Annotated in this window: 31 protein-coding genes and 5 tRNA genes; 7 read left to right on the forward strand and 29 right to left on the reverse strand. The window is 42.4% G+C overall.

Going from position 1 to position 22,054, the window contains the following annotated elements; all coding sequences use genetic code 11:
* Positions 1-11: 11 nt before the first annotated feature.
* The 9 genes from rplN to rplW are packed head-to-tail and all read right to left on the reverse strand — an operon-like array spanning position 12 to position 4,022.
* Positions 12-386 (reverse strand): 50S ribosomal protein L14, encoded by a 375-nt coding sequence (gene rplN / locus PHC85_02850; GenBank protein MDD5033025.1) that lies wholly within the window; start codon positions 384-386, stop codon positions 12-14.
* Positions 383-616 (reverse strand): 30S ribosomal protein S17, encoded by a 234-nt coding sequence (gene rpsQ, locus PHC85_02855; GenBank protein ID MDD5033026.1) that lies wholly within the window; start codon positions 614-616, stop codon positions 383-385. The genes rplN and rpsQ overlap by 4 nt, the downstream gene beginning before the upstream one ends.
* A gap of 14 nt (positions 617-630) precedes the next feature.
* Complete coding sequence (rpmC, locus tag PHC85_02860) at positions 631-825, reverse strand: 50S ribosomal protein L29 (protein ID MDD5033027.1); 195 nt, start codon at positions 823-825, stop codon at positions 631-633.
* Between the two features lie 31 nt (positions 826-856).
* Entirely contained in the window at positions 857-1,276 is a 420-nt protein-coding gene (rplP, locus tag PHC85_02865; protein MDD5033028.1) for a 50S ribosomal protein L16, read from the reverse strand.
* A gap of 8 nt (positions 1,277-1,284) precedes the next feature.
* Positions 1,285-1,929: a 30S ribosomal protein S3 gene (gene rpsC / locus PHC85_02870; GenBank protein ID MDD5033029.1), complete on the reverse strand. Its 645-nt coding sequence runs from the start codon at positions 1,927-1,929 to the stop codon at positions 1,285-1,287.
* Between the two features lie 29 nt (positions 1,930-1,958).
* Positions 1,959-2,330 (reverse strand): 50S ribosomal protein L22, encoded by a 372-nt coding sequence (rplV, locus tag PHC85_02875; protein ID MDD5033030.1) that lies wholly within the window; start codon positions 2,328-2,330, stop codon positions 1,959-1,961.
* A 45-nt stretch (positions 2,331-2,375) separates the two neighbouring features.
* Positions 2,376-2,690 carry a 30S ribosomal protein S19 gene (rpsS, locus tag PHC85_02880; GenBank protein MDD5033031.1) on the reverse strand — a complete coding sequence of 105 codons (315 nt, stop codon included), beginning with the start codon at positions 2,688-2,690 and terminating at the stop codon, positions 2,376-2,378.
* 11 nt (positions 2,691-2,701) lie between these two features.
* Positions 2,702-3,547, reverse strand: coding sequence for a 50S ribosomal protein L2 (gene rplB, locus PHC85_02885; protein MDD5033032.1), 846 nt, complete (start codon positions 3,545-3,547; stop codon positions 2,702-2,704).
* Position 3,548: 1 nt separating this feature from the next.
* Positions 3,549-4,022 carry a 50S ribosomal protein L23 gene (gene rplW / locus PHC85_02890; GenBank protein MDD5033033.1) on the reverse strand — a complete coding sequence of 158 codons (474 nt, stop codon included), beginning with the start codon at positions 4,020-4,022 and terminating at the stop codon, positions 3,549-3,551.
* A gap of 279 nt (positions 4,023-4,301) precedes the next feature.
* On the opposite strand from rplW, the gene cas2 reads away from it, so the two are divergent.
* The gene (gene cas2 / locus PHC85_02895) at positions 4,302-4,787 is read left to right on the forward strand and encodes a CRISPR-associated endonuclease Cas2 (GenBank protein ID MDD5033034.1); all 486 of its coding nucleotides are present in this window, start codon (positions 4,302-4,304) and stop codon (positions 4,785-4,787) included.
* 761 nt (positions 4,788-5,548) lie between these two features.
* Here cas2 and PHC85_02900 read toward each other — a convergent pair.
* The 9 genes from PHC85_02900 to PHC85_02940 form a co-directional block, all read right to left on the reverse strand.
* On the reverse strand, positions 5,549-5,833 hold the full coding sequence (locus PHC85_02900; protein ID MDD5033035.1) for a hypothetical protein: 285 nt from the start codon (positions 5,831-5,833) through the stop codon (positions 5,549-5,551).
* Positions 5,834-5,993: 160 nt separating this feature from the next.
* Positions 5,994-6,641 carry a 50S ribosomal protein L4 gene (gene rplD / locus PHC85_02905; protein ID MDD5033036.1) on the reverse strand — a complete coding sequence of 216 codons (648 nt, stop codon included), beginning with the start codon at positions 6,639-6,641 and terminating at the stop codon, positions 5,994-5,996.
* 8 nt (positions 6,642-6,649) lie between these two features.
* Entirely contained in the window at positions 6,650-7,210 is a 561-nt protein-coding gene (gene rplC, locus PHC85_02910) for a 50S ribosomal protein L3 (GenBank protein ID MDD5033037.1), read from the reverse strand.
* A 172-nt stretch (positions 7,211-7,382) separates the two neighbouring features.
* On the reverse strand, positions 7,383-7,685 hold the full coding sequence (rpsJ, locus tag PHC85_02915; protein MDD5033038.1) for a 30S ribosomal protein S10: 303 nt from the start codon (positions 7,683-7,685) through the stop codon (positions 7,383-7,385).
* A 101-nt stretch (positions 7,686-7,786) separates the two neighbouring features.
* Positions 7,787-8,983 (reverse strand): elongation factor Tu, encoded by a 1,197-nt coding sequence (tuf, locus tag PHC85_02920; GenBank protein ID MDD5033039.1) that lies wholly within the window; start codon positions 8,981-8,983, stop codon positions 7,787-7,789.
* Positions 8,984-9,250: 267 nt separating this feature from the next.
* Positions 9,251-11,359 (reverse strand): elongation factor G, encoded by a 2,109-nt coding sequence (gene fusA / locus PHC85_02925; GenBank protein MDD5033040.1) that lies wholly within the window; start codon positions 11,357-11,359, stop codon positions 9,251-9,253.
* Between the two features lie 51 nt (positions 11,360-11,410).
* The gene (rpsG, locus tag PHC85_02930) at positions 11,411-11,878 is read right to left on the reverse strand and encodes a 30S ribosomal protein S7 (protein MDD5033041.1); all 468 of its coding nucleotides are present in this window, start codon (positions 11,876-11,878) and stop codon (positions 11,411-11,413) included.
* A 32-nt stretch (positions 11,879-11,910) separates the two neighbouring features.
* Positions 11,911-12,330, reverse strand: a complete 420-nt coding sequence (gene rpsL / locus PHC85_02935) for a 30S ribosomal protein S12 (protein MDD5033042.1) — start codon at positions 12,328-12,330, stop codon at positions 11,911-11,913.
* Positions 12,331-12,495: 165 nt separating this feature from the next.
* Positions 12,496-13,116 carry a site-2 protease family protein gene (locus PHC85_02940; protein MDD5033043.1) on the reverse strand — a complete coding sequence of 207 codons (621 nt, stop codon included), beginning with the start codon at positions 13,114-13,116 and terminating at the stop codon, positions 12,496-12,498.
* A gap of 103 nt (positions 13,117-13,219) precedes the next feature.
* On the opposite strand from PHC85_02940, the gene PHC85_02945 reads away from it, so the two are divergent.
* Together PHC85_02945 and PHC85_02950 are read left to right on the forward strand one after the other, a co-directional pair.
* Positions 13,220-13,423 (forward strand): 50S ribosomal protein L28, encoded by a 204-nt coding sequence (locus tag PHC85_02945; GenBank protein MDD5033044.1) that lies wholly within the window; start codon positions 13,220-13,222, stop codon positions 13,421-13,423.
* Between the two features lie 262 nt (positions 13,424-13,685).
* A complete protein-coding gene (locus PHC85_02950) occupies positions 13,686-13,976 on the forward strand; it encodes a hypothetical protein (GenBank protein ID MDD5033045.1) in 291 nt (96 codons plus the stop codon).
* Positions 13,977-13,984: 8 nt separating this feature from the next.
* Here PHC85_02950 and PHC85_02955 read toward each other — a convergent pair whose 3' ends face one another.
* From PHC85_02955 to PHC85_02980, 6 genes are all read right to left on the reverse strand, one after another.
* Positions 13,985-14,473 (reverse strand): hypothetical protein, encoded by a 489-nt coding sequence (locus tag PHC85_02955; GenBank protein MDD5033046.1) that lies wholly within the window; start codon positions 14,471-14,473, stop codon positions 13,985-13,987.
* 21 nt (positions 14,474-14,494) lie between these two features.
* Entirely contained in the window at positions 14,495-14,872 is a 378-nt protein-coding gene (locus PHC85_02960; protein ID MDD5033047.1) for a hypothetical protein, read from the reverse strand.
* Positions 14,843-14,913: transfer RNA gene (locus PHC85_02965), tRNA-Pro, on the reverse strand. Before PHC85_02965 ends, PHC85_02960 begins: the two co-directional genes overlap by 30 nt.
* A gap of 8 nt (positions 14,914-14,921) precedes the next feature.
* Positions 14,922-15,926: a tryptophan--tRNA ligase gene (trpS, locus tag PHC85_02970; protein ID MDD5033048.1), complete on the reverse strand. Its 1,005-nt coding sequence runs from the start codon at positions 15,924-15,926 to the stop codon at positions 14,922-14,924.
* Between the two features lie 15 nt (positions 15,927-15,941).
* Positions 15,942-16,967, reverse strand: coding sequence for a hypothetical protein (locus tag PHC85_02975; GenBank protein ID MDD5033049.1), 1,026 nt, complete (start codon positions 16,965-16,967; stop codon positions 15,942-15,944).
* A gap of 168 nt (positions 16,968-17,135) precedes the next feature.
* Complete coding sequence (locus tag PHC85_02980; protein ID MDD5033050.1) at positions 17,136-17,810, reverse strand: PEP-CTERM sorting domain-containing protein; 675 nt, start codon at positions 17,808-17,810, stop codon at positions 17,136-17,138.
* 398 nt (positions 17,811-18,208) lie between these two features.
* On the opposite strand from PHC85_02980, the gene PHC85_02985 reads away from it, so the two are divergent.
* Entirely contained in the window at positions 18,209-18,343 is a 135-nt protein-coding gene (locus PHC85_02985; protein MDD5033051.1) for a hypothetical protein, read from the forward strand.
* A 113-nt stretch (positions 18,344-18,456) separates the two neighbouring features.
* Here PHC85_02985 and PHC85_02990 read toward each other — a convergent pair whose 3' ends face one another.
* The 4 genes from PHC85_02990 to PHC85_03005 all read right to left on the reverse strand — a co-directional run bounded on the left by PHC85_02990 (position 18,457) and on the right by PHC85_03005 (position 20,854).
* A complete protein-coding gene (locus tag PHC85_02990) occupies positions 18,457-18,939 on the reverse strand; it encodes a hypothetical protein (protein MDD5033052.1) in 483 nt (160 codons plus the stop codon).
* Positions 18,940-19,156: 217 nt separating this feature from the next.
* Positions 19,157-19,230: transfer RNA gene (locus PHC85_02995), tRNA-Pro, on the reverse strand.
* 23 nt (positions 19,231-19,253) lie between these two features.
* The gene (locus PHC85_03000) at positions 19,254-20,774 is read right to left on the reverse strand and encodes an HD domain-containing protein (GenBank protein ID MDD5033053.1); all 1,521 of its coding nucleotides are present in this window, start codon (positions 20,772-20,774) and stop codon (positions 19,254-19,256) included.
* Between the two features lie 8 nt (positions 20,775-20,782).
* A tRNA-Arg gene (locus PHC85_03005) sits at positions 20,783-20,854 on the reverse strand.
* 66 nt (positions 20,855-20,920) lie between these two features.
* Between PHC85_03005 and PHC85_03010 the strand changes: the two genes are divergently transcribed.
* The 3 genes from PHC85_03010 to PHC85_03020 all read left to right on the forward strand — a co-directional run bounded on the left by PHC85_03010 (position 20,921) and on the right by PHC85_03020 (position 21,452).
* Positions 20,921-20,992: transfer RNA gene (locus tag PHC85_03010), tRNA-Arg, on the forward strand.
* A 76-nt stretch (positions 20,993-21,068) separates the two neighbouring features.
* Positions 21,069-21,317 (forward strand): hypothetical protein, encoded by a 249-nt coding sequence (locus PHC85_03015; GenBank protein MDD5033054.1) that lies wholly within the window; start codon positions 21,069-21,071, stop codon positions 21,315-21,317.
* 61 nt (positions 21,318-21,378) lie between these two features.
* Positions 21,379-21,452 (forward strand) — tRNA-His (locus PHC85_03020).
* On the opposite strand, the gene PHC85_03025 is transcribed toward PHC85_03020, so the two are convergent.
* Positions 21,441-21,965 carry a hypothetical protein gene (locus PHC85_03025; protein ID MDD5033055.1) on the reverse strand — a complete coding sequence of 175 codons (525 nt, stop codon included), beginning with the start codon at positions 21,963-21,965 and terminating at the stop codon, positions 21,441-21,443. The two genes, PHC85_03020 and PHC85_03025, sit on opposite strands and share 12 nt — an antisense overlap.
* Positions 21,966-22,054: the final 89 nt, after the last annotated feature.

Below are 22,054 nucleotides of genomic sequence, written 5' to 3' on the forward strand. Positions count from 1 at the left end.
CTATATTCTGTCTATAGCACTTCCTGCGCCAAAGAAATAATCTTAGCATAACCCTTTTCTCTCAGCTCCCGCGGTATAGGACCGAAAATTCTCCCTCCCTTGGGGTCTAAATTTTTCTTGCTTTCCAAAATAACGATTGCATTGTCGTCAAAACGGACATATGAACCGTCTTTTCTTCTAAACGGCTGCCTCTGCCTTACAACGACGGCCCTCAGCACTTCCTTCTTTTTTACCGCTTTTCTCGGCTCCGCTATCTTGACCGAAACGACGACGATATCTCCGATCCGCGCGTATCTTCTTTTGCTGCCTCCCAAAACTTTAATAACCTGAACCAATTTGGCTCCGGTGTTATCTGCCACATTTAACATCGCGCGGGGTTGAATCATATTTTGGCAATAATTTTAAAATGCTTGTCTTTTGACAAAGGCCTGCATTCTTCGATGATAACTTTGTCTCCAATCTTGTATTCGTTTTTCTCGTCATGGACCTTATGCTTTTTGCTTCTTTTTATGTACTTGCCGTATTTTTTGTTTTTAACAAGGCGGGAAACCAAAACAACAACGGTTTTATCCATTTTGTCGGAAACGACTTCTCCTTTTAATTTTTTCCTCGCCAATATTGTTTCCATGATTATTGTTTTTTATTCCGTAAATTGATTTCCGTCAATAAGCGCGCGACTGTTCTTTTTAAAGTCCGGCCCTCTTTAACATTTTTTGCTTTGCCTTTCGCCACCTTAAAACGGAAAATCCTCAAAGAATCTCTTGTTTCCGCAAGAATCGTTTTCAGCTCTTTTTCTTGTTTATTTTTATAATTTTCCTTTTCCATGGTGCAATAATTTATGATTTCCGTCTGCAGTTTATTCTCTTGCCACGCATTTTGCCTTAATCGGCAATTTTGAAGCCGCTTTTCTTAAAACGTTTCTTGCCTCTTTTTCCGGAAGTCCGTCTATCTCAAAAAGTACTCTTCCGGGTTTTATCTCGGCTACATATCCTTTAGGGTCGCCTTTCCCGCTGCCCATCGTAACCTCGGGCGGCTTCTGGGTGATAGGCTTATCCGGAAAAATTCTTATCCAAAGTTTTCCGCTCTTCTGGACTGCTCTCGTAAGAACTTTTCTCACTGACTCTATCTGATTTGAAGAAATTTCTCCAACCTGTTCCGATCTCAAACCAAAACTGCCAAAAGCCACCGTCGTTCCTCTTGTGGCGACTTGTTTTTTCTTCGGATTCTTTCGAAGCCGGTGCCATTTTCTGTGTTTTACTTTTTTTGGAAACAACATGGATGATTTTATTCTTCTTTATATATCCAAACTTTTACTCCTATATCTCCATAAGGAAGATGCGCGCGCGCTTTGGCAAAATCAACATCCGCTCTAAGCGTCTGAAGTGGCATTTTACCCTGGCTCAGCCATTCCCGCCTGCTCATTTCGGCCCCGCCAAGCCTTCCCGACAAAACAACTTTCACTCCTTTTACCCCCCTGTTAGCCATGACTTTTTCTATTGTCTGCTTCATAACTCTTCTGAAAGGGAAACGCTTTTCCAAACTTTCAGCCATCATCTGGGCGACAATAGCCGATTGCATTTCCGGCTTTACCACTTCTTCCACGACAAACTCTATTTTTCTGTAAGTGCCGCTGATACCGGCTTTTTTGAAAAACTTTTCCGTCTCTTTCTTTATTTTCTCAATACCTTCCCCTTTTCTTCCGATTAACAGCCCCGGTCGGGAAGTCTTGATTATTATTCTTATGACATCTTTTGAACGCTCTATTTCAATGGAATCCACATACATTCCCCTTGTCCTTTCTTCCAGCCACTCCCGGGCAAGCACATCTCCTTTCAAAAATTTTTTGAAATCTTTCACGTCAAACCAGCGCGATTTCCAATTTCGCAAAATTCCTAGCCTGAATGAATATGGATGAACAATATGCGTCATAATATTAAAATTTCCGGTTTAAAATAAAATTATTTTTTATCGCTTTTTTTCTCTTTTAATTCCTTAACCGGTTTTTCCGCCAAAACAACGGTTACGTGGCTCATTCTCCTTCTTATGACAGTCGCTCTCCCTCTTGCTCTGGGCATATGCCTTTTCAAAACAGGGCCTTCATCAACTTTTATTTCTTTAACGAAAAGATTTTCCGGACCGATTTTATGGTTATTTCTGGCATTGCTTTCCGCCGATTTTAAAAGTTTCAAAATTGGCGTGGAAGATTTTTTCTCGTTAAATTTAAGACTCATCTCCGCGTCTTTAAGCGACATTCCTCTTACAAGATCAGCCAAAAGCCTCGTCTTTCTTGGCGCGGTTTTCAGATATCTTAATTTTGCTTTTATCTCCATAAAATTATTTTTTGTCGCTTTGGCTTAAATGCCCGGTATTAACGGCTACTTGGCTGTCGCGGACGCCGCGGCTTCTTTCTTTTTCATCTCAAGTTCTTTCTGCATCTTACCGCCATGTCTGATAAATTTCCTTGTCGGACTGAATTCTCCCAAACGATGACCCACCATTTCTTCTATAATTCTCACTTCTATAAAATCTTTGCCATTATGGACCCCGATGATATGGCCGAGCATTTCCGGAGAAATCTGGCTGTCGCGCGACCATGTCTTAATAACCGTTCCGCTTTCCGGTTTTACACGGCTGATTTTTTTCAAAAGTTTCGGGTCTACGTAAGGACCTTTTTTAAGGCTTCTGCTCATGTTAAAAATTTTTATTTTTTCTTCTTCGTCACCCTTCTTGAAATAATAAATTTGCTTGAATATTTTTTCTTGTCTCTCGTCTTGACGCCTCTTGTGCCTTTACCCCAAAGATTTTTCGGCCTCTTCAATCCTCTGGGCTGTCTGCCTTCGCCGCCTCCATGAGGATGGTCAACCGGGTTCATTGCGGTACCGCGAACGGTAGGCCTTATGCCGAGCCACCTGGAACGGCCGGCCTTTCCTATATTTATCAAATTATGCTCTTCGTTTGAAACAGCGCCTATGGAAGCCCAGCATTTGTCGTGAACTTTGCGCACTTCTTTTGAAGGCATCTTTATTTGGCTGTAACCGGCGTCATGCGCCAAAAGTTCGGCGTAAGAACCGGCGGAACGCACAAGCTTGGCTCCTGCAAGCGGATGGAATTCAATATTATAAATCATCGTTCCCGATGGAATTTTTCCCAAAGGCATTCTGTTGCCCGCTTTCACTTCCGCTTTTTCAGAGACCGTAAAGGTGTCCCCTTTTTTCATGCTCTGAGGGACAAGGACATATCTTTTTTCACCGTCAGCGTAAACGCAAAGGGCGATAAATCCTGTCCTGTTCGGGTCATACTCAACCGACTCTATTCTGGCAGGTATGTTTTTCTTGTCGTAAACAAAATCAACGAATCTGTAAGTGCGCTTGCTTCCGCCTCCTTTGTGCCTGGTAGTGATACGTCCGTCGCCGTTTCTTCCCATGGCGCGCTTAAAACCGCTTGAAAGTTTTTTCAAAGGCTCGTTTTTTTTCCCGGCAAAAATTTTCTTAAAACTTATTCCCGTCATGTGCCTTCGGGATGGAGTTGTGGGATTGTAGGATTTCATATTACGCCAATTCTATTTTATCTCCTTCTTTCAAATGAACCACGGCTTTTTTGTATCCGGACTTAAAACCGACTTTTCTTCTTACAAAACGCTTTTTTGCCGGCATGTTGGAAACCGCTATTTTTTCCGGCTCAAATCCGTAAAGTTCTTTTATGGCTTGCCTTATTTCATTTTTATTCGCCCTGACTGAAACCTTGAACGCGTAAATGCCTTTTTCAGAAGAATCCGTGGTCTTTTCCGTTATGTGAGGCGACAAAATAACCCGGGAAGCTGTCTCGGAAGATTTTTCTTTTGCCGCTGAGTCCGCCTCTTTCCCCTCTTCTTTCTTTTTTGCCGCTGTCCTGCCTGTCCGCTTAGCAGCGGGACGAACTGACGGCGCGGTTTTTTCCGCAGGCGCAGATGTTAAAACGCCTTTTGAGGGGCGCTTTAATTTCTCCTCGGCCTTTGTCTTTTTGAATAAATCTAAAAGCGCCATAACATAATAAAACACTCCGCTCCCTAAACCGAAGCTGGAGCAAAATAAAATACTATAAAATACTATCAATACAGCCTTTATTTGTCAACCGCGAGTTTTTGCATCCTTCTTCGCAACGTATAGCCCTTTTATTACTCTTATTACTCTTTATTTGTTTTTATTTATTTTATTTATTTCTGTATTTGTATTTGCGCGATAGCGCAGATATGATACCATAAAATTATGGGGAAATATGGATACAATCTGGCCAAAGTTCTTGAGATATTTGCAAAAGATTTTATGCTAAATATGACAAGAGACAAACGCTTACGGCTTACATTCCACAGAGAAAATGACAAGGCATGGAATGAAATAGACAGAAAAAGTCTATATCAAACAATAAGGATGCTTCGTTTGAATAAGCTGGCAGAAGTTATAAAAGACGCGAACACGGAAAAAATCCGTCTCACGCAAAAAGGCAAAGCGCGGTGGCTTGAATATCAATTTAACAATTTGACGCTTGAAAAGAAAAAGAAGTGGGATAAAAAATGGCGGATAGTGCTTTTTGATGTGCCCGAGGAAAAGAAAAAAGTCAGAGACGCTTTGCGCCGCAAACTGAAAAAACTCGGATTTCTTGAATTCCAAAAAAGTGTTTTCGTATTCCCCTTCCCTTGTCACGATGAAATAAATTTCGTCATAAATTTTTTTGACGCGGAAGAATATGTTTACTACATAGAAGCGCCGATATCTCCTGATACAAATCTTCGCAAGCATTTTAATTTGTAAATCCCCCACAAAAATAAAGACAGAAAGCCTTTAAAAATATATAAATAAATCATGGCAAATAAATTCTGCCTCTATATCTACGCTATAGCGTAAATACATAAATAGAAAATCTAAAAGAAAAAATCTGTCCAATGTAAAAAACAAAAAAGGCACCGCGTTTCCTAGACGTGGCGCCTTACCCTAACTGGTCAAAATTAAACCTTCATCCTTTTATACTTGAAACTGCATGATGGTTCGGTGATATTGATAAATGCACCGACCCTCCAAGCAGTCCATTAGTTTGACCGGGTCAGCAATTACGACATGGTCGTTTTTTTTGTGGTCCCAAACAGAAACCACTGCCTTTGCTCCTCTTGGCCCACCAAAAGGGGCTTTAACCCCTTGTAGCATCTGCCCGATGACAGATGCTCTCATCCTTCTCATCCAATGAGGAAGATGAGAAATTTTTTGTTCGGTTATATCCAAAACTAATGTTGGGCACATCTTTCTCCTCCTCCGGCCATCGGCCGTCTAAATTGTTTTTCCAAAGAACTCCTCCCTTCCAAACCCGCAAACTCATTTGCGAACTTGGAAGGAATGGAAATTTTTTATTCGGTTAAATTTCCAAAAACCGGAAAGAACTAATCCCCTAAAAAGGGCACAGACATCAGGTGCTATATCTTGCGGCTGCCAAAACCGCTCACGCACCATCCCATTTAGCCTGTGGGCTATTAAGGCTCAATGCCTCGGGTCGCCACGCCCGTAAGAAAAGAAAAGGATTGTTATTCTGTCAGTGCCGCTTGGCACCAATACCGTATTTTGTGACTTTTCATCTCTTCAGAAGAAGAAATGATGGGTTTCTGAATTTTCCCGAAGAATCTGTCGTAAAAATCCTCCGGCGAAAAACGAGAAAGCCCGATCTCCTCTTCATGAAGGATAACGTAAAGCCCGTTGAAGGCAACAGAAGCATGATGGCCTTCAACAATAACCGAAGCCCAAGTCGCGGAAGTTCCGGCAAAACACCACCCTATAAATTCCTCGACTTCCCACTCTTTTATCCAATCCATAACCCCTCCTTATTTTCCACCACCTGCCCACTAAACGGGTCAGGATTTATTGGATTTCAATTCTGCCACAATATTATCATAAAACAAACTATGTGTCAATAGTAAAAATATCCTTATTATATAAGGATATTTTTACTAAAAAGCAGTTTTAACAACCTTATTATTGCCCCTGAATTTTTAACGCGTCTTTCGTGAAAACAACATATTTATGATTCAGCGCGTCAAGCAGATTCAAATTTCTCGCTTCGTCAAAAAGGATACCCGGGATATTGGAAAACGCCCGTTTCAAGTCATCCTGCTTTTTTTCAACCAAAACTATTGCCCTGTTTTTTCTTTTCTGCCCAAGTTTTTCAAAATTATTGATTTTTGCCAAATTTGACAGCACAATTGAAACTTCCTTGGTTTTTGGTTTTTCAATTTTTAAATCGTCCAAGAACAAGATTTCGTTGTCCCGAAGCTTCTGCGAAAGCGCCACAAAAAGAGCTTTCTTTTTCATTTTTTTATTTATCTTTTTCTCAAAATTCCTTTCTTTCGTCGGACCATGGGTAACGCCGCCTCCAACCCAAATAGGCGAACGGGTAGAACCGTGTCTTGCTCTGCCTGTGCCTTTTTGGCGCCAAGGCTTGGCGCCTCCGCCGCGGACTTCGCTTCTGTCTTTGACGTGAGCCGAAGGAATGCGCGCGTTCGACTGCATTGAAAGCATGACTTGATGAACCAAATCAGCGTTCCACTTCAAGCCGAAAATGCTTTCCGAAAGCTTAATGCTTCCTTTCTCTTCGCCCTCTTGATTGTATAATCTAGCTTCCATGTTAATTATTAATTGGTGCTTCTAATTTCCAGCAGCGTTCCTCTCCTTCCCGGAATCGCCCCTGAAACAAGGATTAAATTACTGCCGGCGTCAACTTTCAAAATTTTAAGATTTTTCACGGTGATTCTGTCTCCGCCCATTCTTCCTGCCATTTTCATTCCTTTTACAACCCTGCCTCCGGCTCTTCCGCCTCCGCCGCCGATTGAACCGGGTTCTCTTTCAGAATGTTTTTGGCCGTGAGTTCTCGGTCCGCCGCTGAACCCGTGCCTTTTTACAACGCCCTGAAAACCCTTCCCTTTTGAAATACCCGAGACTTCTATTTTATCTCCCTCGTTAAAAAGAGAAACATTGGCTTCGTCTCCGGTTTTAAATTGTTCAGCTCCATTAAAGCGAAATTCTCTTTTTTGAGAACCGGCAGAAACCTGCACGGCTTCATAACCGTCTTTTTCCTTTGTTTTAACGCAAGTTATTTTGTTTGGTTCGGCAACAACCAAAGTCGCCGGATAAACATTTCCGTCTTCGTCAAACATCTGCGTCATCTTTTCTTTTTTGGCTAAAATGAATTTCATAAAATTTTTTGATTGGGATTACGGATTTGGATTTCAAGGACTCTGAAGGCAAAAAAACTGAAAGACAAGTCCGTAATTCCAAGCTGCTTCGCCAGTATAGCAAAATCCCGCCCCGCTGCAAGCCTCGCTAAAGCTGCGGCGAAGCGGGCAAGCGGGGCGGGATTTTGAAAAATTATACAGTCTTTACTTCAATATCCACGCCCGCGGGCAAATTCAAACTTGTAAGCGCGTCTATTGTTTTCGGATTTGGGTTCAGTATGTCCAAAAGGCGTTTATGCACTCTTATTTCAAACTGCTCCCGCGCATCTTTGTGGACAAACGTCGAACGATTCACGGTATATTTTTTAATTTCCGTGGGAAGAGGCACCGGTCCGACAAATTCAATGCCGGCCCTTTGTATCGTTTCGACAATCTGCTTAATGCTATTGTCCAAAACTTTATGATCATACGCCCGAACGCGTATTCTCAATTTCATGGAATCGGGCGCTTCTTTCTTTATTTTGGGAGTTTTTGTCTTCATTTCTGTTTCGCGGGTTTTGTTTGAAAAGAGCTTGAATCAGGTACGCAGTTTCAAAACTATTTTATAATCTTCGTAACAGCTCCTGCGCCGACAGTCTTTCCGCCTTCTCTTATTGCGAATCTTTGCTTTTCTTCCAATGCTACGGAAGAAATAAGTTTTATCTTGAATTTCATCGTGTCTCCGGGCATAACCATTTCAGTGCCTTCCGGCAATGTAACTTCACCGGTGACATCGGTTGTTCTTATATAGAACTGCGGTTTGTAGCCGGCGAAAAACGGAGTATGCCTACCGCCTTCCTCTTTCGTGAGTATATAAACTTCGGCTTCAAATTCAGAGTGAGGAGTAATAGAGCCCGTTTTTGCCAAAACTTGTCCGCGTTCAACATCTTCTTTTTTAAGTCCTCTCAAAAGAATGCCGGCGTTATCGCCGCACATCCCTTCGTCAAGAGATTTATTGAACATTTCAATTCCGGTAACGGTGGTTTTTATCGTAGGCTTAAGCCCGACAATTTCCACTTCATCGGTAAGTTTGATTTTTCCTCTTTCAATCCTTCCCGTAACAACAGTGCCGCGTCCTTCAATTGAGAACACGTCTTCAACGGGCATAAGGAAAGGCTTTTCAACATCGCGAATCGGTTCCGGAATATAATCGTCAAGAGCTTTGGTCAATTCCGCCATAGGCTTTAACGCATCATCTTCCGCGGATTTCGCTTCAAGAGCTTTAAGGGCAGAACCTCTTATGACAGGCGTTTCGCCTCCGGGGAAATTGTATTTTTTGAGCAAATCCCTTATTTCCTCTTCAACCAAATCAACAAGCTCCGGATCATCAACCTGGTCAACTTTGTTTAAGAAAACTATTATTCTGGGAACTCCTACCTGATAAGCCAAAAGAATGTGCTCTCTTGTCTGAGGCATGGCTCCGTCCGAAGCCGCCACAACCAAAATTGCTCCATCCATCTGCGCGGCTCCCGTTATCATGTTTTTGATAAAATCGGAGTGTCCCGGGCAGTCAATGTGCGCGTAATGCCTCTTATCCGTTTCGTATTCCGAGTGATGAAGAGCGATAGTAATTCCGCGCGTTCTTTCTTCCGGCGCGTTGTCTATCTGGTCGATTGTCTCAACCTTCACTTTCTTTCCGGCAAGGCTTAAATAATGAAGAAGAGCCGCTGTTAAAGTGGTCTTTCCATGGTCAACGTGGCCGATTGTGCCGACGTTCACATGAGGTTTTGAGCGTTCAAATTTTTCCGCCATAATTTTTAAATCTTTTTGTTTTTAATGCTTATAATTTTTTTAAAATTTTTGACCCTAAAAATATGCTAAAACAAAATGTCCCAAAAGACAATACATAAATAATACAGAAAAAACAAAACCGGTCAATACTACAAGGGCAATTCTTCAATTTCCGCCTCAAAGTCCAGGGAATCGTCAAAGGCGCGTTCAGAAAACAAATCAGTCTCGTTTTTTTCTTTGTTATCAGATAAATCCTCCAGTTCCTCCATGTTTCTAAAAAAGCTTTAATCTTTATTTTTTACCTTCTTTTATCAGCCCTGCTATATTTTCCGGAACTCTCTCATAACAATTAAACTCCATCGTAAAACTCGCCCTCCCTTCGGTAAGAGAACGCAAAGTCGTGACATAACCGAACATTTCCGAAAGCGGAACTTTCGCGTCTATCACTTTCAAATTGAGCCTGTCGCTCATATTTTCAATTTGACCGCGGCGCGAATTCAAGCTTCCGGTAACATCTCCGAAAAATTTCTCGGGAGTCACGACTTCAACCTTCATTATCGGCTCAAGAATTATCGGCTTGGCGCGCCTTACGGCTTCTTGCAAAGCCATTGACCCGGCTATTTTGAAAGCCGCTTCCGAGGAATCAACTTCGTGATAAGACCCGTCATAAAGCTCCGCGGACATGTCGACGAGAGGAAAACCGGCAATAACGCCTTTTTCCATGGCTTCTTTCATTCCTTTCTCAACCGCCGGAATAAATTCCTGCGGGATAACGCCTCCTTTTATGGAGTTTATAAATTCAAATCCTTTGCCTCTTTCTCTCGCCGCCACTCTTATTCTTACATGGCCGTATTGTCCCCGTCCGCCGGACTGCCTGATGTATTTTCCTTCAGCCTCGGCTTCGTTCATAATTGTTTCTTTATAAGCGACTTGCGGCCGACCCACATTGGCGTCAACTTTAAATTCTCTGCGCATTCTCTCAACCAAAACTTCAAGATGAAGTTCTCCCATGCCGGAAATAATCGTTTCAAGCGTTTCTTCGTCGGTTTTTATTTTAAAAGTAGGATCTTCTTCGGAAAGTCTGTGCAGCGCCATGCTCATTTTTTCCTGATCGGCTTTAGTCTTTGGCTCTATTCTCATGGAAACCACGGCTTCCGGCGAAGTAATTCCTTCAAGAATAATGGGGTCGCTCTCATTGCAAAGAGTGTCTCCTGTTTTTGTTTCTTTGAGTCCGACAATGGCTCCGATATCGCCGGCGTAAAGTTCTTTTACTTCTTCCCTGTGTTTAGCGTGCATGCGAAGAACTCGCCCGATTCTTTCATTTTTCCCTGTCCTTACGTTCATAACATAGGAACCGGAAGTAAGAACGCCCGAATACACCCTGACGAAAGTCAGCTGTCCGACGTAAGGGTCTGTCTGCAATTTGAAAGCCAAAACGGTGAGGGGAGCCTCGTCCGATATCTCACGAATAATTTCTTCTCCAGTTTTTACGCTTGTCCCTTTTACCGGAGGCGTCTCCTTTGGATTCGGAAGAAAATCAACAACCGCGTCCAAAACCAATTGCACTCCTTTGTTTTTCAAAGCCGAACCGCAATAAACAGGAACAAGTTTATAGGAAATGCACGCGCTTCTCATAGCGCGTCTTATTTCTTCTTCCGATATTTCTTTTCCTTCAAGATATTTTTCGGTAAGGGCATCGTCGGTTTCGCTCACTTTTTCAAGAAGAACAGCGCGATATTTTTCCGCTTCGCTTTTTAATTCATCGGGGATTTCCTCCACCTTAAGATTTTCTCCGTGCGCCCCTTCAAAATAAACCGCCTTCATGCGCATCAAATCAATAACTCCCTTAAGCTCCGATTCAAGACCGATAGGAATAGTCATAGCGACGGCATTGGGCGTAAGCCTCTCGTAAATTGACCCCAGGCTTTTTTCAAAATTGGCGCCCATCCTGTCCATTTTATTTATGAAACACAATCTGGGAACATGATGCCTGTCGGCTTGTCTCCACACGGTTTCAGACTGCGATTCCACTCCGGCAACTCCGTCAAAAACAACGACTGCTCCGTCAAGTACTCTTAAAGAACGCTCCACCTCAACGGTAAAATCAACGTGTCCGGGTGTATCTATTATATTTATGCGATATTCATTTTCTCCGTTTTTGGTTTGGTCGGATAAATAAGTCGGTTTCCAAAAACAAGTCGTGGCCGCCGAAGTAATGGTTATACCTCTTTCTCTTTCCTGGTCCATCCAATCCATTACCGCTTCCCCTTCGTGAACTTCTCCTATTTTATGGGAAACTCCAGTATAAAAAAGAACCCGTTCCGAAACGGTTGTTTTTCCTGCGTCAATGTGGGCGATAATGCCGATATCGCGCGTCCGGTCTAAAGGATAAGGTCTCATAAAATGCAAAAATAAAAACTTTAAATAAATTTATTTAGATGAACGAGAATTCTACCAGGCAAAATGGGCAAAAGCCTTGTTCGCTTCAGCCATCTTGTGGGTGTTTTCCCTCTTTTTTATGGCTTCTCCTTCATTTTTTGAAGCCATTATCATTTCTTCGGCAAGCTTCTCGGCCATAGGCTTTCCTTTTTTGCTTCCTGCCGCTCCTATAAGCCACCTCATTGCCAAACTCAACCCGCGATTTACCGAGACTTCGCGGGGAACCTGGTAGTTGGCGCCTCCAACTCTGCGCGAGCGCACTTCCAAAAGAGGAGTCGTGTTTTTAAGGGCAAGTTCAAAAATTTCCATAGGGTCTTTTTTGGTTTTCTTCCCTATTTCTTCAAGAGCTGAATAAACGATATTTCTTGCCACGGATTTTTTCCCGCTGTCCATTACGTAATTTATCATTTTTTCAACGGCCAAAGAGCCGTGTTTCGGATCCGGCTTGATAAAATGCTTCTTTTTTATCGCTCTTCTCATGCCAAAAATTAATGAATGTTATGATATAATTTTTATTCTTTCGCCTTTTGCTTCTTGGCTCCGTATTTTGACCTCTGCTGTTTTCTGCCTTCAACTCCGGCGGAATCAAGAACTCCGCGCACGATATGATATCGGACTCCGGGCAAATCTTTTACTCTGCCTCCGCGCAAAATCACGACGGAGTGTTCTTGAAGATTGTGCTTTTCTCCCGGGATATACGCCGTCACTTCCATGCCGTTTGACAATCGCACCCTGGCGATTTTCCGCAAGGCAGAGTTCGGCTTTTTCGGTGTCGTTGTCTTGACGCTTAGGCAAACTCCTCTTTTAAAAGAAGACGGATAAGACACGGGTTTGTTTTTGATAACATTAAACCCGCGCCGCAAAGCCACCGATTTTGATTTTTTAACCGGGCTTTTCCTCCCTCTTTTTACCAATTGATTTATGGTCGGCATAATAAAAAACAGATATCAAATCCAGAATAATGGAATTGTGAAATAATTCAAGAAAAATAAAGCCCACAAACGGGCTAATTCATATAGTATTACTTTATTTAAAAAAAGCAACCCTCTTTGGGAAGGCCGCTTGTCTTTCCATAAAATTCCGGCTAAAACGCCTGGTTAAAACCCTGTTCCAACCACCGAGCTAAACAAAAACTCTATAATCGGCAATATGGCGCCCGGGAAAAAAATTATAAACGCCAAAACAAGAAAAAAACCGAATTTTTCAAGGAATTCCTGCATATTTGAAAGGCTCGCCGGTAAAACTGCGAAAAGAAGTTTTGAACCGTCAAGCGGAGGGATGGGAACAAGATTAAAAACCGCCAGGATTATGTTTATGAACACTATTGACGAAAGTATCTGAAAAAAAGAATAAGGCAAAAATCCCGCCCCGATTCCAAAGCGTAAAAAAAGGCCAAAAAACACTGCGACAAAAAGATTGGCAAAAGGTCCCGCAACTCCCACAATGGCAGAACCCCATCTTTGATTTTTCAAATTGTACGGGTTATACGGTACCGGTTTTGCCCAGCCTAAAATAAATCCTCCCGCGAAATAAGTCATAAGCGGCACCAAAAAAGAACCGAATAATTCCAGATGTTTTATCGGATTAAGAGTAAGCCGGCCCGCGTATTTGGCGGTCGGATCGCCCAAAAGATACGCCGAATATCCGTGGGAAAATTCGTGTACCACCACGGACATTATCAAAATCGCGATAGCGAACAAAAATTCAGCCCCTGCCATAATTCAATTATAAAGCACTTATCTTAAAATTTATACCGGCCAAATTTTAAAAACCCGAAAAATAAAACTTGCATTAACCGAAAAATACAATTATATTAACCAAATGGCAAAAGAATGTCCTATCTGCGGCAAAGGTTCCAAAATGGGAGGAAAAAGAAACCTGCTCCGCGGTAAATACAACCCGACAAAACAAACAAGAAAATATCCAAATCTTCAATGGGCGCTTTTTCCCGACGGCAAACGCCGGAAAATCTGCACCCGGTGCCTGAAAAAAGGATTACACCTCAAGGCGAAAAAAATAAAATAATTTTTTAGCCGCCTGTATCCTAAAAACCCTTTCAACGTTTAAACTCTCTAATGGATGTAATCTCTCATGGTCTTTGGGCCGCGGCGGCCGCCAAAGCCGCGAATAAAAAATTCAAAAAACCGCTCAAAATAAAATGGGTGGCGTTTTGAAATTTTATACCCGACATTTTCGCACAGAAAAAAGCAATCGAGGAAACAGCAAATTATCAATAATTATAAATTTTATTTGACGGAAACGATTCATGTTTCCTGTCTCTAACAGGATGAAAATCGCTATCAAAAATTTCAAAGAAAACCCTTCCGTGTCTTTGCGCAGGGCGGGCTATGTTTTTCTCGGAAACGAAAATAACGAAATGAGCTTTGTAAAACGCCTCGGAGGGGCCGACTATCCGCGTTTCCATATTTACGCTAAAGCCGAAGAAAATGCTTTAACTATAAATATACACCTGGACCAAAAACGCGGAACTTACGGCGCGGCGCGACACCACGGAGAATACGAAAACTCCGCCGAACTTTCGGCGGAAGCGGAGAGAATAAAAAATATTTTAATATAAAACTTTCTCTAAAAAAGAGAATAAACTCCGTATTTGAAATCTTCCTCGTCAATAAATTCTATCTTCTCGTTTAAGCATTCATGGAGGGAATTATCTAATTTTCCAAAAATACTGGAACATCTCAAAAGATTGTAAGCGACGAACGCGGCATAATAGATCACTTTCCTCCCTTCAAAAGTCCACATAAAAGCGTTTACGCCGTCAAAATCACGGCCCACAAAACTGCCGCCCATAAAATGCCTTCCGTAAAAATCTCTCAAGATACAATCGCCCCAACACATAATATCCCTTCCCGCGAAATCAAATCTTTCGTCTACGGCTCCGTTTTTAAAAACGCATAAAAACAAACTTTTGCATTCTATGTCCCTGATTTCGCTTTCATTCGGCTGAAATTCCAGCCGAATGTCGTTATCCGGATACCGAAGATCCTGATTTTCATCCACGTAATCTTCAAGCTCCCCGCTGTTTCTGATGATAATGTCCAATTCTGTTTTCATTTTCTTTTAAATGCCGTAAAACTAGACAAACTCCACCATTAAAAAAATTGAAATCACGGCAAGGATCAAACCGATAATTTCGGCAAACGCCAGATGCTCCTTAAAAATAAAAACGCTGACTAAGGCGCCGAGGACAAGAGCTCCCATGCTGAATATCACTCCGGCATCCAAAAATTCCATTTTTTTAAGAATCCAAAACCAGCCGTAAGCGGACACTCCCCATATTAAAGCGGCGGCTATTATCAAAATTGAGGAAGCGGGCTTTTGAGACAATGTGGCTTTTTTAAGCAAGATGTCTCCCAAAACAGTGGACGCGGTCAACACGGTCGCCACGAGAAAAATTATTATTTTAAGCATATTTTTATCTATTCGGGCTGCGGAGAATTGAACTCCGGTCATACCCACCCCAAGGGTACGTACTGCCGTTGTACTACAGCCCGCCAAAGGATTACCCGAGCCCGATTTTACTTTTTACTTCAGCGAGTTTTTTCTCGGCCAATGGTCTCACTTTTTCCGCGCCTTGTTTTAAAATTTCATCAATTTTTCCGGGTTCTGATGCCATCTTTTTATATCTTTCCTGAATCGGCGTTAATTTTTGGATAACAAGTTCCGCCAAATCTTTTTTGAATTCCGCGTATCCTTTGCCCCCGAATTTTTTCTCAATATTCTTCTTTTCCAAACCGCTAAACATTTCATAAATAGTAAGCAGATTGTAAATTCCCGGCCTGCCTTTATCAAAAACAATCTCTTTTCCCGAATCAGTCGCGGCTTTTGATATTTTTGAATTGATTTTGTCGGGCGAGTCCAAAAGATTTATCACATTCCCTTCTCCGTTTTCACTTTTACTCATTTTCTTTCCCGGATTTTGAAGCCCCATTATCCTATTGCCTGTTTTTCGTATCACGGCTTCGGGTAAAACAAAAGTTTCTCCATAAATTGAATTAAAGCGCTTGGCGATATCGCGCGCCAGCTCCACGTGCTGTTTCTGGTCTTCGCCAACCGGCACGGCTTCAGTACCATAAAGCAAAATGTCCGCGGCCATAAGCGCCGGATAATCAAAGAGCCCCACGCTTGAATTTTCCCTGCCTGCAGGCAGTCCGATTTTTGCTTTATGGGATTTCTCCTTAAACTGCGTCATCTTTTCCATCCAGCCCATCGGCGTAAAACAATTCAAAATCCATGCCAGTTCGGAATGCGCCGGAATACGCGATTGAACGAACAATGTTGATTTTTCCGCATCTATTCCGCATGCCAAAAGAAGTCCGGCAGTTTCCGTGATTTTTTCTTTGAGAATTTTAGGATCCTGTTTGACTGTTATCGCGTGCAAATCAACAACGCAGAAAATATTATCAAAATCAGGCTGCGAATCAACCCAGTTTTTTATGGCGCCAAGATAATTTCCTATATGTATATTGCCCGTGGGCTGAATCCCCGAGAAAACCTTTTTTTTCATGCCTTCCTATTTTATTTAGTTTTCCGGCCCAACGCAATACAGAGGATCGGCGCAATTTTTGGTTGCCGCTCCGCAAGCATAAGTTCCATCCAAATCATTCTGCAAAACCGATTTCGTGGCATCTGACAATGTCGTGCCAACCACATAATGCGTTCCTTCTTTTCTATAGCAGTAAAAAGCGTCTTTATCGGATTGGAACAGTTGGAACCCGGCATTAAATTGTTCAAGCGTCGGGTATTTGCCGTTCTGGCTGTAATACGAAGCCAAAAATACTTTTGCCTGGCTTATAACGGCTGCTTTCGCGTCGTTTGGGTCAATCGCAGCTTGCTCTTGTTCCGCGGGTGTTATTTCACCTACAACTTCAAGCCCCTCATTCGTTCCTTCTTCTTCTGCCGCCTGCTGATTCTGGTCAAAATTATTTTCCGGAGGAGTATACGCGCCAAAATCTTCTTCTATTACATTTGTTGAAGAATAAAAAAGTCCGATTATTTCATCTTTGAAATAATATCCCGCTCCCGCAGCGATTAAAAGCAGAAAAATCAGAGCAAAAAGCCAAAACGTTTTTCCGCCAGAAGAAACTGTTTGGAGCCTTGGCGTTCCCATGCCGCCAAGCGGCTGAAAAATCTTTTGGGTATCTTGTTGCAATTTCGTTTCGGGTCTGGGAGCCGGAGGAGGCGTTGGAGGAACGGCTGGCGGAGGAGTCTGGGGCCTGGGAGGAACTTGAGAAAAGACAGGAGCCTGAGTAGCCGGAGGAGGAGTCGGCCTCTGAAAAACAGGAGCGCCGGGTTGAGCCGGAGGAGGAGTCGGCCTTGAGAAAACAGGCTGAACCGGAGATGACGGCTGACCGGGAGCCGGATTTGCGACAGAAGGCGACGCTATATTGCCGGAAAGAAAATCTTTTCGCCCTTTAGCTTCGGAAAAAATGCGGGAAACTTCGTCATCGGTAAGCCCTTCACCTTTTAACTTAATCCTAACGTCCGCTTCGGACGCGCCCTTGGAGAACGCTTCTTCCGCGTATTTTATTTGAATTGGGTTTATCATATTTTTAGTTTATTATTTATAAATTTGAGCAACCCTATTGATTATTATTTTAACAGGTATGCGAAAATATAATAGTGAATCAGAAAAAAAACTGGGGATTCCCGCAAAAAACAAAAAGGCCACTATCCGCTTAGGATAGTGGCCGCTGCTGCTAAAAGCAGAACCAATCTATGCTTTCTTGAATTTGCGCCGGGCAAAACCGGACAAACCGATTAAACCGCTTCCCAAAAGAAGCATGGTTGCCGGTTCGGGCACAGGAGCGCCAATAATGTCGTTTGCGCAAGTTGAGGTACCCCATGAAATTCCCAGATAATCTCCGGGAGGAACGGCGTCAGTCCAATACCAGTTATCGGCCGTATATTTAACACCGTCTCCGTTCCAGGCCACAGTGCCTGAAAATCCGGTGTCTGAACCTCTTTCAGCCCAAACGTTTTGTCCAAATCCCCATATATACGGAGGACTGCTTATGCCAAACGATGCCGCGATTTCATCGGAAGTTAGCCAATCGCTCACAGCATAAAGATGACCCGCTTGGAACGTCCCGTGATCGACTAACGGAATCGCGTAGGCAGGCGGAGAGGATTCTTCTCCCCACAGGATTAAATCCGCCGGCAAAGTTTGCCAGCTTCCCACAAGAATGCCCGCTTCCGTGTAATTCGTTAAGATGCTCACAACAAGCGGATTGGTATTCACATTGTAGGAGATTTGAGTAGTGTCAAAACCGGATTCGCCTATCTGGTCACCTATCGGGTCATAAATGGTTATGTCATAGGCCTGCGTCAAAACCGGTACAGACAAAAAAACCGCCGATAAAACCAACAACACGCAAAAAATCTTCTTCATCAAGCTAACTCCTTTTTTTCTTTTTTAAGGTTTCCGTCAAAAAACTCAGCCCCTGCCTCTTTTTTACCTCCTTATTAAAGATCTAAGCACAGTTATTACAGATAGCACACAGCTCTATTTTTTGTCAAATTCAAAATTGACATTGCCAAATGAAAGGCTAAACTGAAATAAACATGGGAAACAGAGAAATTTTTAGCTCAATTTATTATTTTCTTATTAACTGGTTTGGAAAATCAGTCTGTTTTGCGCGTTTATAAAAATTATAAAAAGATTTTTAAAAGCAAAATAGACTGGTCTTCCAAGACCAGTTTTTTGTTCTTTGCGTTAATTTCAGTTCTTTACAATTCTCGGCAAAAACAATAAAACAGGGAGGAAATTATGGCTTCTTCAAGCGCGATTTGGACATGTCAAGAATGCGGCACAAAAAACTGCAACGCGAAACGCTGCAAAAAATGCGGCAAAAAGCACAGGCTCAACAATTGCAAGGGAAAAAGCAGCTGCCGTTCTTTCCATGGCTGGAGAACACCAGCTAATGATACTCCGGCAAATGTTTCCGCCGCGTAAAAACAGGATACCCCCGCTTTTGGCGGGGGTATTTTTGAGTATCGCAACACAAACCATTTTTCAGCATTATTTCACAACAAAATTATTCCTCTATTTTTCCCAGCATAATTCCAATTCCAACCCTTATACCATTGAAAGTATTTATTATTCTTTCTTTATACACTTTTTTCTGGGTTTCTATTTCTTCTCTTGTCTGAGGAAAATGCTTTTCTCTGGATTCTAGCATTTTTTCAAGATATTCATGTCTTTCTCCGTCTCTCTCTTTTCTTTCTGCTTTTGTTATGATTAGCTCCTGTAAGTCAATTATATCCTCCAAAAGAGGTCCAAGATCCGAACCGACCAATTTATTTCCTCCAAAATCTTCCAGAGAATCCTTTATCTTTTCTAGTTCTTTGTAGCTAATTTCCTTAGTTTGCTCAATCTTCAAAGCGACATCCGTAGTTAACTCAAGCAAATCCATTCCTCGGTGATAAAGGGGTTCTTTTCTATATCTTTCTTCATCACAAACATAACGCCTATTCTCGCATACTTCAGTGATCGATGGTTTTTCAAATGAATTCTCCATAAATTTATTTTATTAATATTAATCAATAATTTTACTTAAAAAAAATTTAATAGTTACTAGCTCAACAAAAGTCAATCTTAATTGTTAAAGAGATTTTAGCAGATATAAAATCTCTTTAACAAGGATTAAAAAGAGTCTCGCCCCGCCAGTCAGACGAATAAACTCTGGTAGGGCGAGCGAGCAAACTCTTTCCCCTGAAAATTTGAAATGTCTGAATTGGTCGGGCTGCTGGGAATCGAACCCAGTCTACACCCTCCCGAAGGGTGCGTACTACCGGCATACTCCAGCCCGTTTGTCCTGAGCCTGTCGAAGGATTATCTTACTCCGTACTTTTTTCTTATTTCCGAAAGCTCTTTCTGCTCTTCTTCGTCTTTCCTGGCCTTGCCTTCCTCACCAAGCGCTTTAATTTCTTCTTCTGGAAGTTTAGCAAGCTCGGCTGAACGCGCGGAAAGATAATCTTTTTTGTTTCTCTCCGGCTCATCCAAAACTTCTTCCAAAAGAGCGTGAAGAATAAAACCCACTTTCGGCCCCGGTTCAACCGCCGCCGCTTTCATCACGTCTTCTCCTTTTATATCAAGCTTGGAAACGTTTAATGGCGACCTTAAAGCTTCTTCCACCATTGATTCGTATTTTCTCAAACGATACGGCTCTTCTTTCGGCCTGCCCATCCCTATTCTGTCGCAAAAACGGACGTTCATCAAATCCCAAACGTTTTCCTCTCCGACATTTCGCGCAAGGCGGCGCACCGCGGAAAGAGTGATAATGTCCGTGTCCGAAAAAAACAAATGCCAGCGCACAAGCTTTCCCACTTTTTCTATAAATTTTTTCGGGTAACGAAGCCGCGATAAAATTTCCACGGTCATTTTAGCGCCGACAACTTCATGGCTGTAAAAAGTGGATTCAATTCCTTCTCCCCATTTTGTTCTAGGTTTTCCGATATCGTGGAAAAGCGCCGCCATGCGAATCTCCAAAGAAAAATTTTTGTCAGCCGCGTGCTGAAGAGCGCGCAGATTGTGTTCCCACACAGTAAAAATATGCTCTTTATTCTGGCCCACGCCGATTCCTTCTTCCAGTTCCGGCGCCACGAATTTCAAAATTCCCGCTTCCTGCGTTTCTTCAATCCCCTTTTTGGGCGATGCCGACATAAGCAATTTTGAAAACTCGTCGCGTATCCTTTCCATGGAAATCGCTTTCAAAAGATGCGATTTTTCTTTTATTGTTTTAACGGTTTCCGGCTCAATTTCAAAACCAACTTCGGCCGCGAGACGCACCGCTCTCATTATTCTTAATGCGTCGTCTTCAAACCTGTCTTCCGGATTGCCGACTGTCTTTATCACTTTGGCTTTCAAGTCATTTTTACCTCCGAAAGGATCTCTTATTTCCACAAATTTTTCTTCAAGAATTTCATCATCGGCTTCGCTTGCGCCGTCCGAACGCAAATACGCCGACTGCGATACAAGAAGAGCCATGGCGTTTATGGTAAAATCGCGGCGAGACAAGTCTTCTTCAAGACTGTCGCCGAAACGCACTATATCCGGATGACGTTTATCTGTATATTTAGCTTCTATTCTATATGGGGTTATCTCCACCGCTTTTAATGTCTCGTCTTCCGAACCCGTGATAACGCCGACAGTGCCAAAGTCATTTTCATAAAAAGAATCCGGAAAAATTTTCTGTATTTCTTCGGGCTTGGCGTTTGTTGTGGCGTCCCAGTCTTTCGGCTTTCTGTTTAAAAGAAGATCGCGCACGCAGCCACCGACAAGATACGCCTCAAAACCGTTCGCTTCAAGCCGCTCCAGGACGTTTAAAATTTCTTTTGGAATTTTATAAGACATAAACAGTGCGTCCCCGGAGGGATTCGAACCCCCAATAACAGTTCCGAAGACTGTCGTGATATCCGTTTCACTACGGGGACAAAAACCAGAATTAAATTGATTTTTCAATACAATTTTGTCATAATTTTTTTGAAATATCAACCCTCGTCCCTATAGCTTAACGGATAAAGCGCAGCCCTCCGAAGGCTGAAATCGAGGTTCAATTCCTCGTAGGGGCACAGTTGCAAAATCGCCGATTTATAGTAGAATTTATGATGAAAGGTCAAGATTATTAAACTTTATTTTGGCCAAATTATGGACAAATTAATCGGCAAAGTCACTCATTTTTTTGACAAAGCCATGGTCGCGGTTATTCTGCTGGACGATAAAGTTTCCACGGGAGACACTATAAAGTTCAAAAAGATTGGCGAGGAATTTGAACAAAAAGTGGAATCAATGCAGATTGACCACAAGCAGATAAACAGCGCGAAAAAAGGGGAAGAAATCGCAATTAAAGTAGACCAGGCGGTTAAAGAAGGCGCGGAAGTGCATTTGGCTGAGTAGTAAAATTTTTCAAAAGAAAAGAAAAATCTGTTCCCAAACGGAACGGAAATTAAAATTTATGGTGCCTATAGTTTAGTGGTAAAACTCCACTCTGTGGAAGTGGTATCGAGAGTTCGATTCTCTCTAGGCACCCCAAACGGTATCTAATATAACCGAGTTCGGTTGATTGGATATCATTGCAGGAATCTCGGCAATTTGTCGGGATTTTTGCGTTTTAGGGGCAATCTTGGATTTTGATTTGCCAGCTACAAATGGTGTAAACTCTACGGCCAAGTCGGTTATGATTCTCGGACCGGTGATTTCCTTGTATTTCTTGGTAAAGACCAGATCCTCCGCTTGCATTAGGCCTCTAATGATCGGTGATGGTATTACGGTTTGGATTTTTTTGTCGGCTACTTCAAACCTCTCCCAATATAGGCCAAGGAATAATCGTTTCATCTCATCCGGTGATTTTGTGTAGGCTTCATAAGCGTTACGGACGAATAAAAGCATATCCTGTAATTCGTCTATTCTCATATTCAACTTTTTATCTTGGGCGTACAGTTCGTCTTGCAATAGCTCGAGCTGTTCTTTGATTTTTACTTTTACTCCAGAGAAGTCATCATCCGTGATGGTAGGTACCCCAAATCTAAGACACTCTTTGTACAATATTTAGCAGCCAATATAATTGGGGTATATGACAATAACAAAGAAACACCGCATTTCCAAAGAAGTGCGCGACCAAGTGCTTAAAAGGA

Source organism: Candidatus Paceibacterota bacterium (genome assembly GCA_028711505.1).
Classification (GTDB): Bacteria; Patescibacteriota; Minisyncoccia; order JAHISW01; family Tagabacteraceae; genus JAQTSC01.

Bases quoted from the DNA above. Each gene is read 5' to 3' on its own strand.
- rplN (MDD5033025.1), bottom strand. From the start codon at position 386: ATGATTCAACCCCGCGCGATGTTAAATGTGGCAGATAACACCGGAGCC.
- rpmC (MDD5033027.1), bottom strand. From the start codon at position 825: ATGGAAAAGGAAAATTATAAAAATAAACAAGAAAAAGAGCTGAAAACG.
- rplP (MDD5033028.1), bottom strand. From the start codon at position 1,276: ATGTTGTTTCCAAAAAAAGTAAAACACAGAAAATGGCACCGGCTTCGA.
- rpsC (MDD5033029.1), bottom strand. From the start codon at position 1,929: ATGACGCATATTGTTCATCCATATTCATTCAGGCTAGGAATTTTGCGA.
- rplV (MDD5033030.1), bottom strand. From the start codon at position 2,330: ATGGAGATAAAAGCAAAATTAAGATATCTGAAAACCGCGCCAAGAAAG.
- rpsS (MDD5033031.1), bottom strand. From the start codon at position 2,690: ATGAGCAGAAGCCTTAAAAAAGGTCCTTACGTAGACCCGAAACTTTTG.
- rplB (MDD5033032.1), bottom strand. From the start codon at position 3,547: ATGAAATCCTACAATCCCACAACTCCATCCCGAAGGCACATGACGGGA.
- rplW (MDD5033033.1), bottom strand. From the start codon at position 4,022: ATGGCGCTTTTAGATTTATTCAAAAAGACAAAGGCCGAGGAGAAATTA.
- cas2 (MDD5033034.1), top strand. From the start codon at position 4,302: ATGCTAAATATGACAAGAGACAAACGCTTACGGCTTACATTCCACAGA.
- PHC85_02900 (MDD5033035.1), bottom strand. From the start codon at position 5,833: ATGGATTGGATAAAAGAGTGGGAAGTCGAGGAATTTATAGGGTGGTGT.
- rplD (MDD5033036.1), bottom strand. From the start codon at position 6,641: ATGGAAGCTAGATTATACAATCAAGAGGGCGAAGAGAAAGGAAGCATT.
- rplC (MDD5033037.1), bottom strand. From the start codon at position 7,210: ATGAAATTCATTTTAGCCAAAAAAGAAAAGATGACGCAGATGTTTGAC.
- rpsJ (MDD5033038.1), bottom strand. From the start codon at position 7,685: ATGAAATTGAGAATACGCGTTCGGGCGTATGATCATAAAGTTTTGGAC.
- fusA (MDD5033040.1), bottom strand. From the start codon at position 11,359: ATGAGACCTTATCCTTTAGACCGGACGCGCGATATCGGCATTATCGCC.
- rpsG (MDD5033041.1), bottom strand. From the start codon at position 11,878: ATGAGAAGAGCGATAAAAAAGAAGCATTTTATCAAGCCGGATCCGAAA.
- rpsL (MDD5033042.1), bottom strand. From the start codon at position 12,330: ATGCCGACCATAAATCAATTGGTAAAAAGAGGGAGGAAAAGCCCGGTT.
- PHC85_02940 (MDD5033043.1), bottom strand. From the start codon at position 13,116: ATGGCAGGGGCTGAATTTTTGTTCGCTATCGCGATTTTGATAATGTCC.
- PHC85_02945 (MDD5033044.1), top strand. From the start codon at position 13,220: ATGGCAAAAGAATGTCCTATCTGCGGCAAAGGTTCCAAAATGGGAGGA.
- PHC85_02950 (MDD5033045.1), top strand. From the start codon at position 13,686: ATGAAAATCGCTATCAAAAATTTCAAAGAAAACCCTTCCGTGTCTTTG.
- PHC85_02955 (MDD5033046.1), bottom strand. From the start codon at position 14,473: ATGAAAACAGAATTGGACATTATCATCAGAAACAGCGGGGAGCTTGAA.
- PHC85_02960 (MDD5033047.1), bottom strand. From the start codon at position 14,872: ATGACCGGAGTTCAATTCTCCGCAGCCCGAATAGATAAAAATATGCTT.
- trpS (MDD5033048.1), bottom strand. From the start codon at position 15,926: ATGAAAAAAAAGGTTTTCTCGGGGATTCAGCCCACGGGCAATATACAT.
- PHC85_02975 (MDD5033049.1), bottom strand. From the start codon at position 16,967: ATGATAAACCCAATTCAAATAAAATACGCGGAAGAAGCGTTCTCCAAG.
- PHC85_02980 (MDD5033050.1), bottom strand. From the start codon at position 17,810: ATGAAGAAGATTTTTTGCGTGTTGTTGGTTTTATCGGCGGTTTTTTTG.
- PHC85_02990 (MDD5033052.1), bottom strand. From the start codon at position 18,939: ATGGAGAATTCATTTGAAAAACCATCGATCACTGAAGTATGCGAGAAT.
- PHC85_03000 (MDD5033053.1), bottom strand. From the start codon at position 20,774: ATGTCTTATAAAATTCCAAAAGAAATTTTAAACGTCCTGGAGCGGCTT.
- PHC85_03015 (MDD5033054.1), top strand. From the start codon at position 21,069: ATGGACAAATTAATCGGCAAAGTCACTCATTTTTTTGACAAAGCCATG.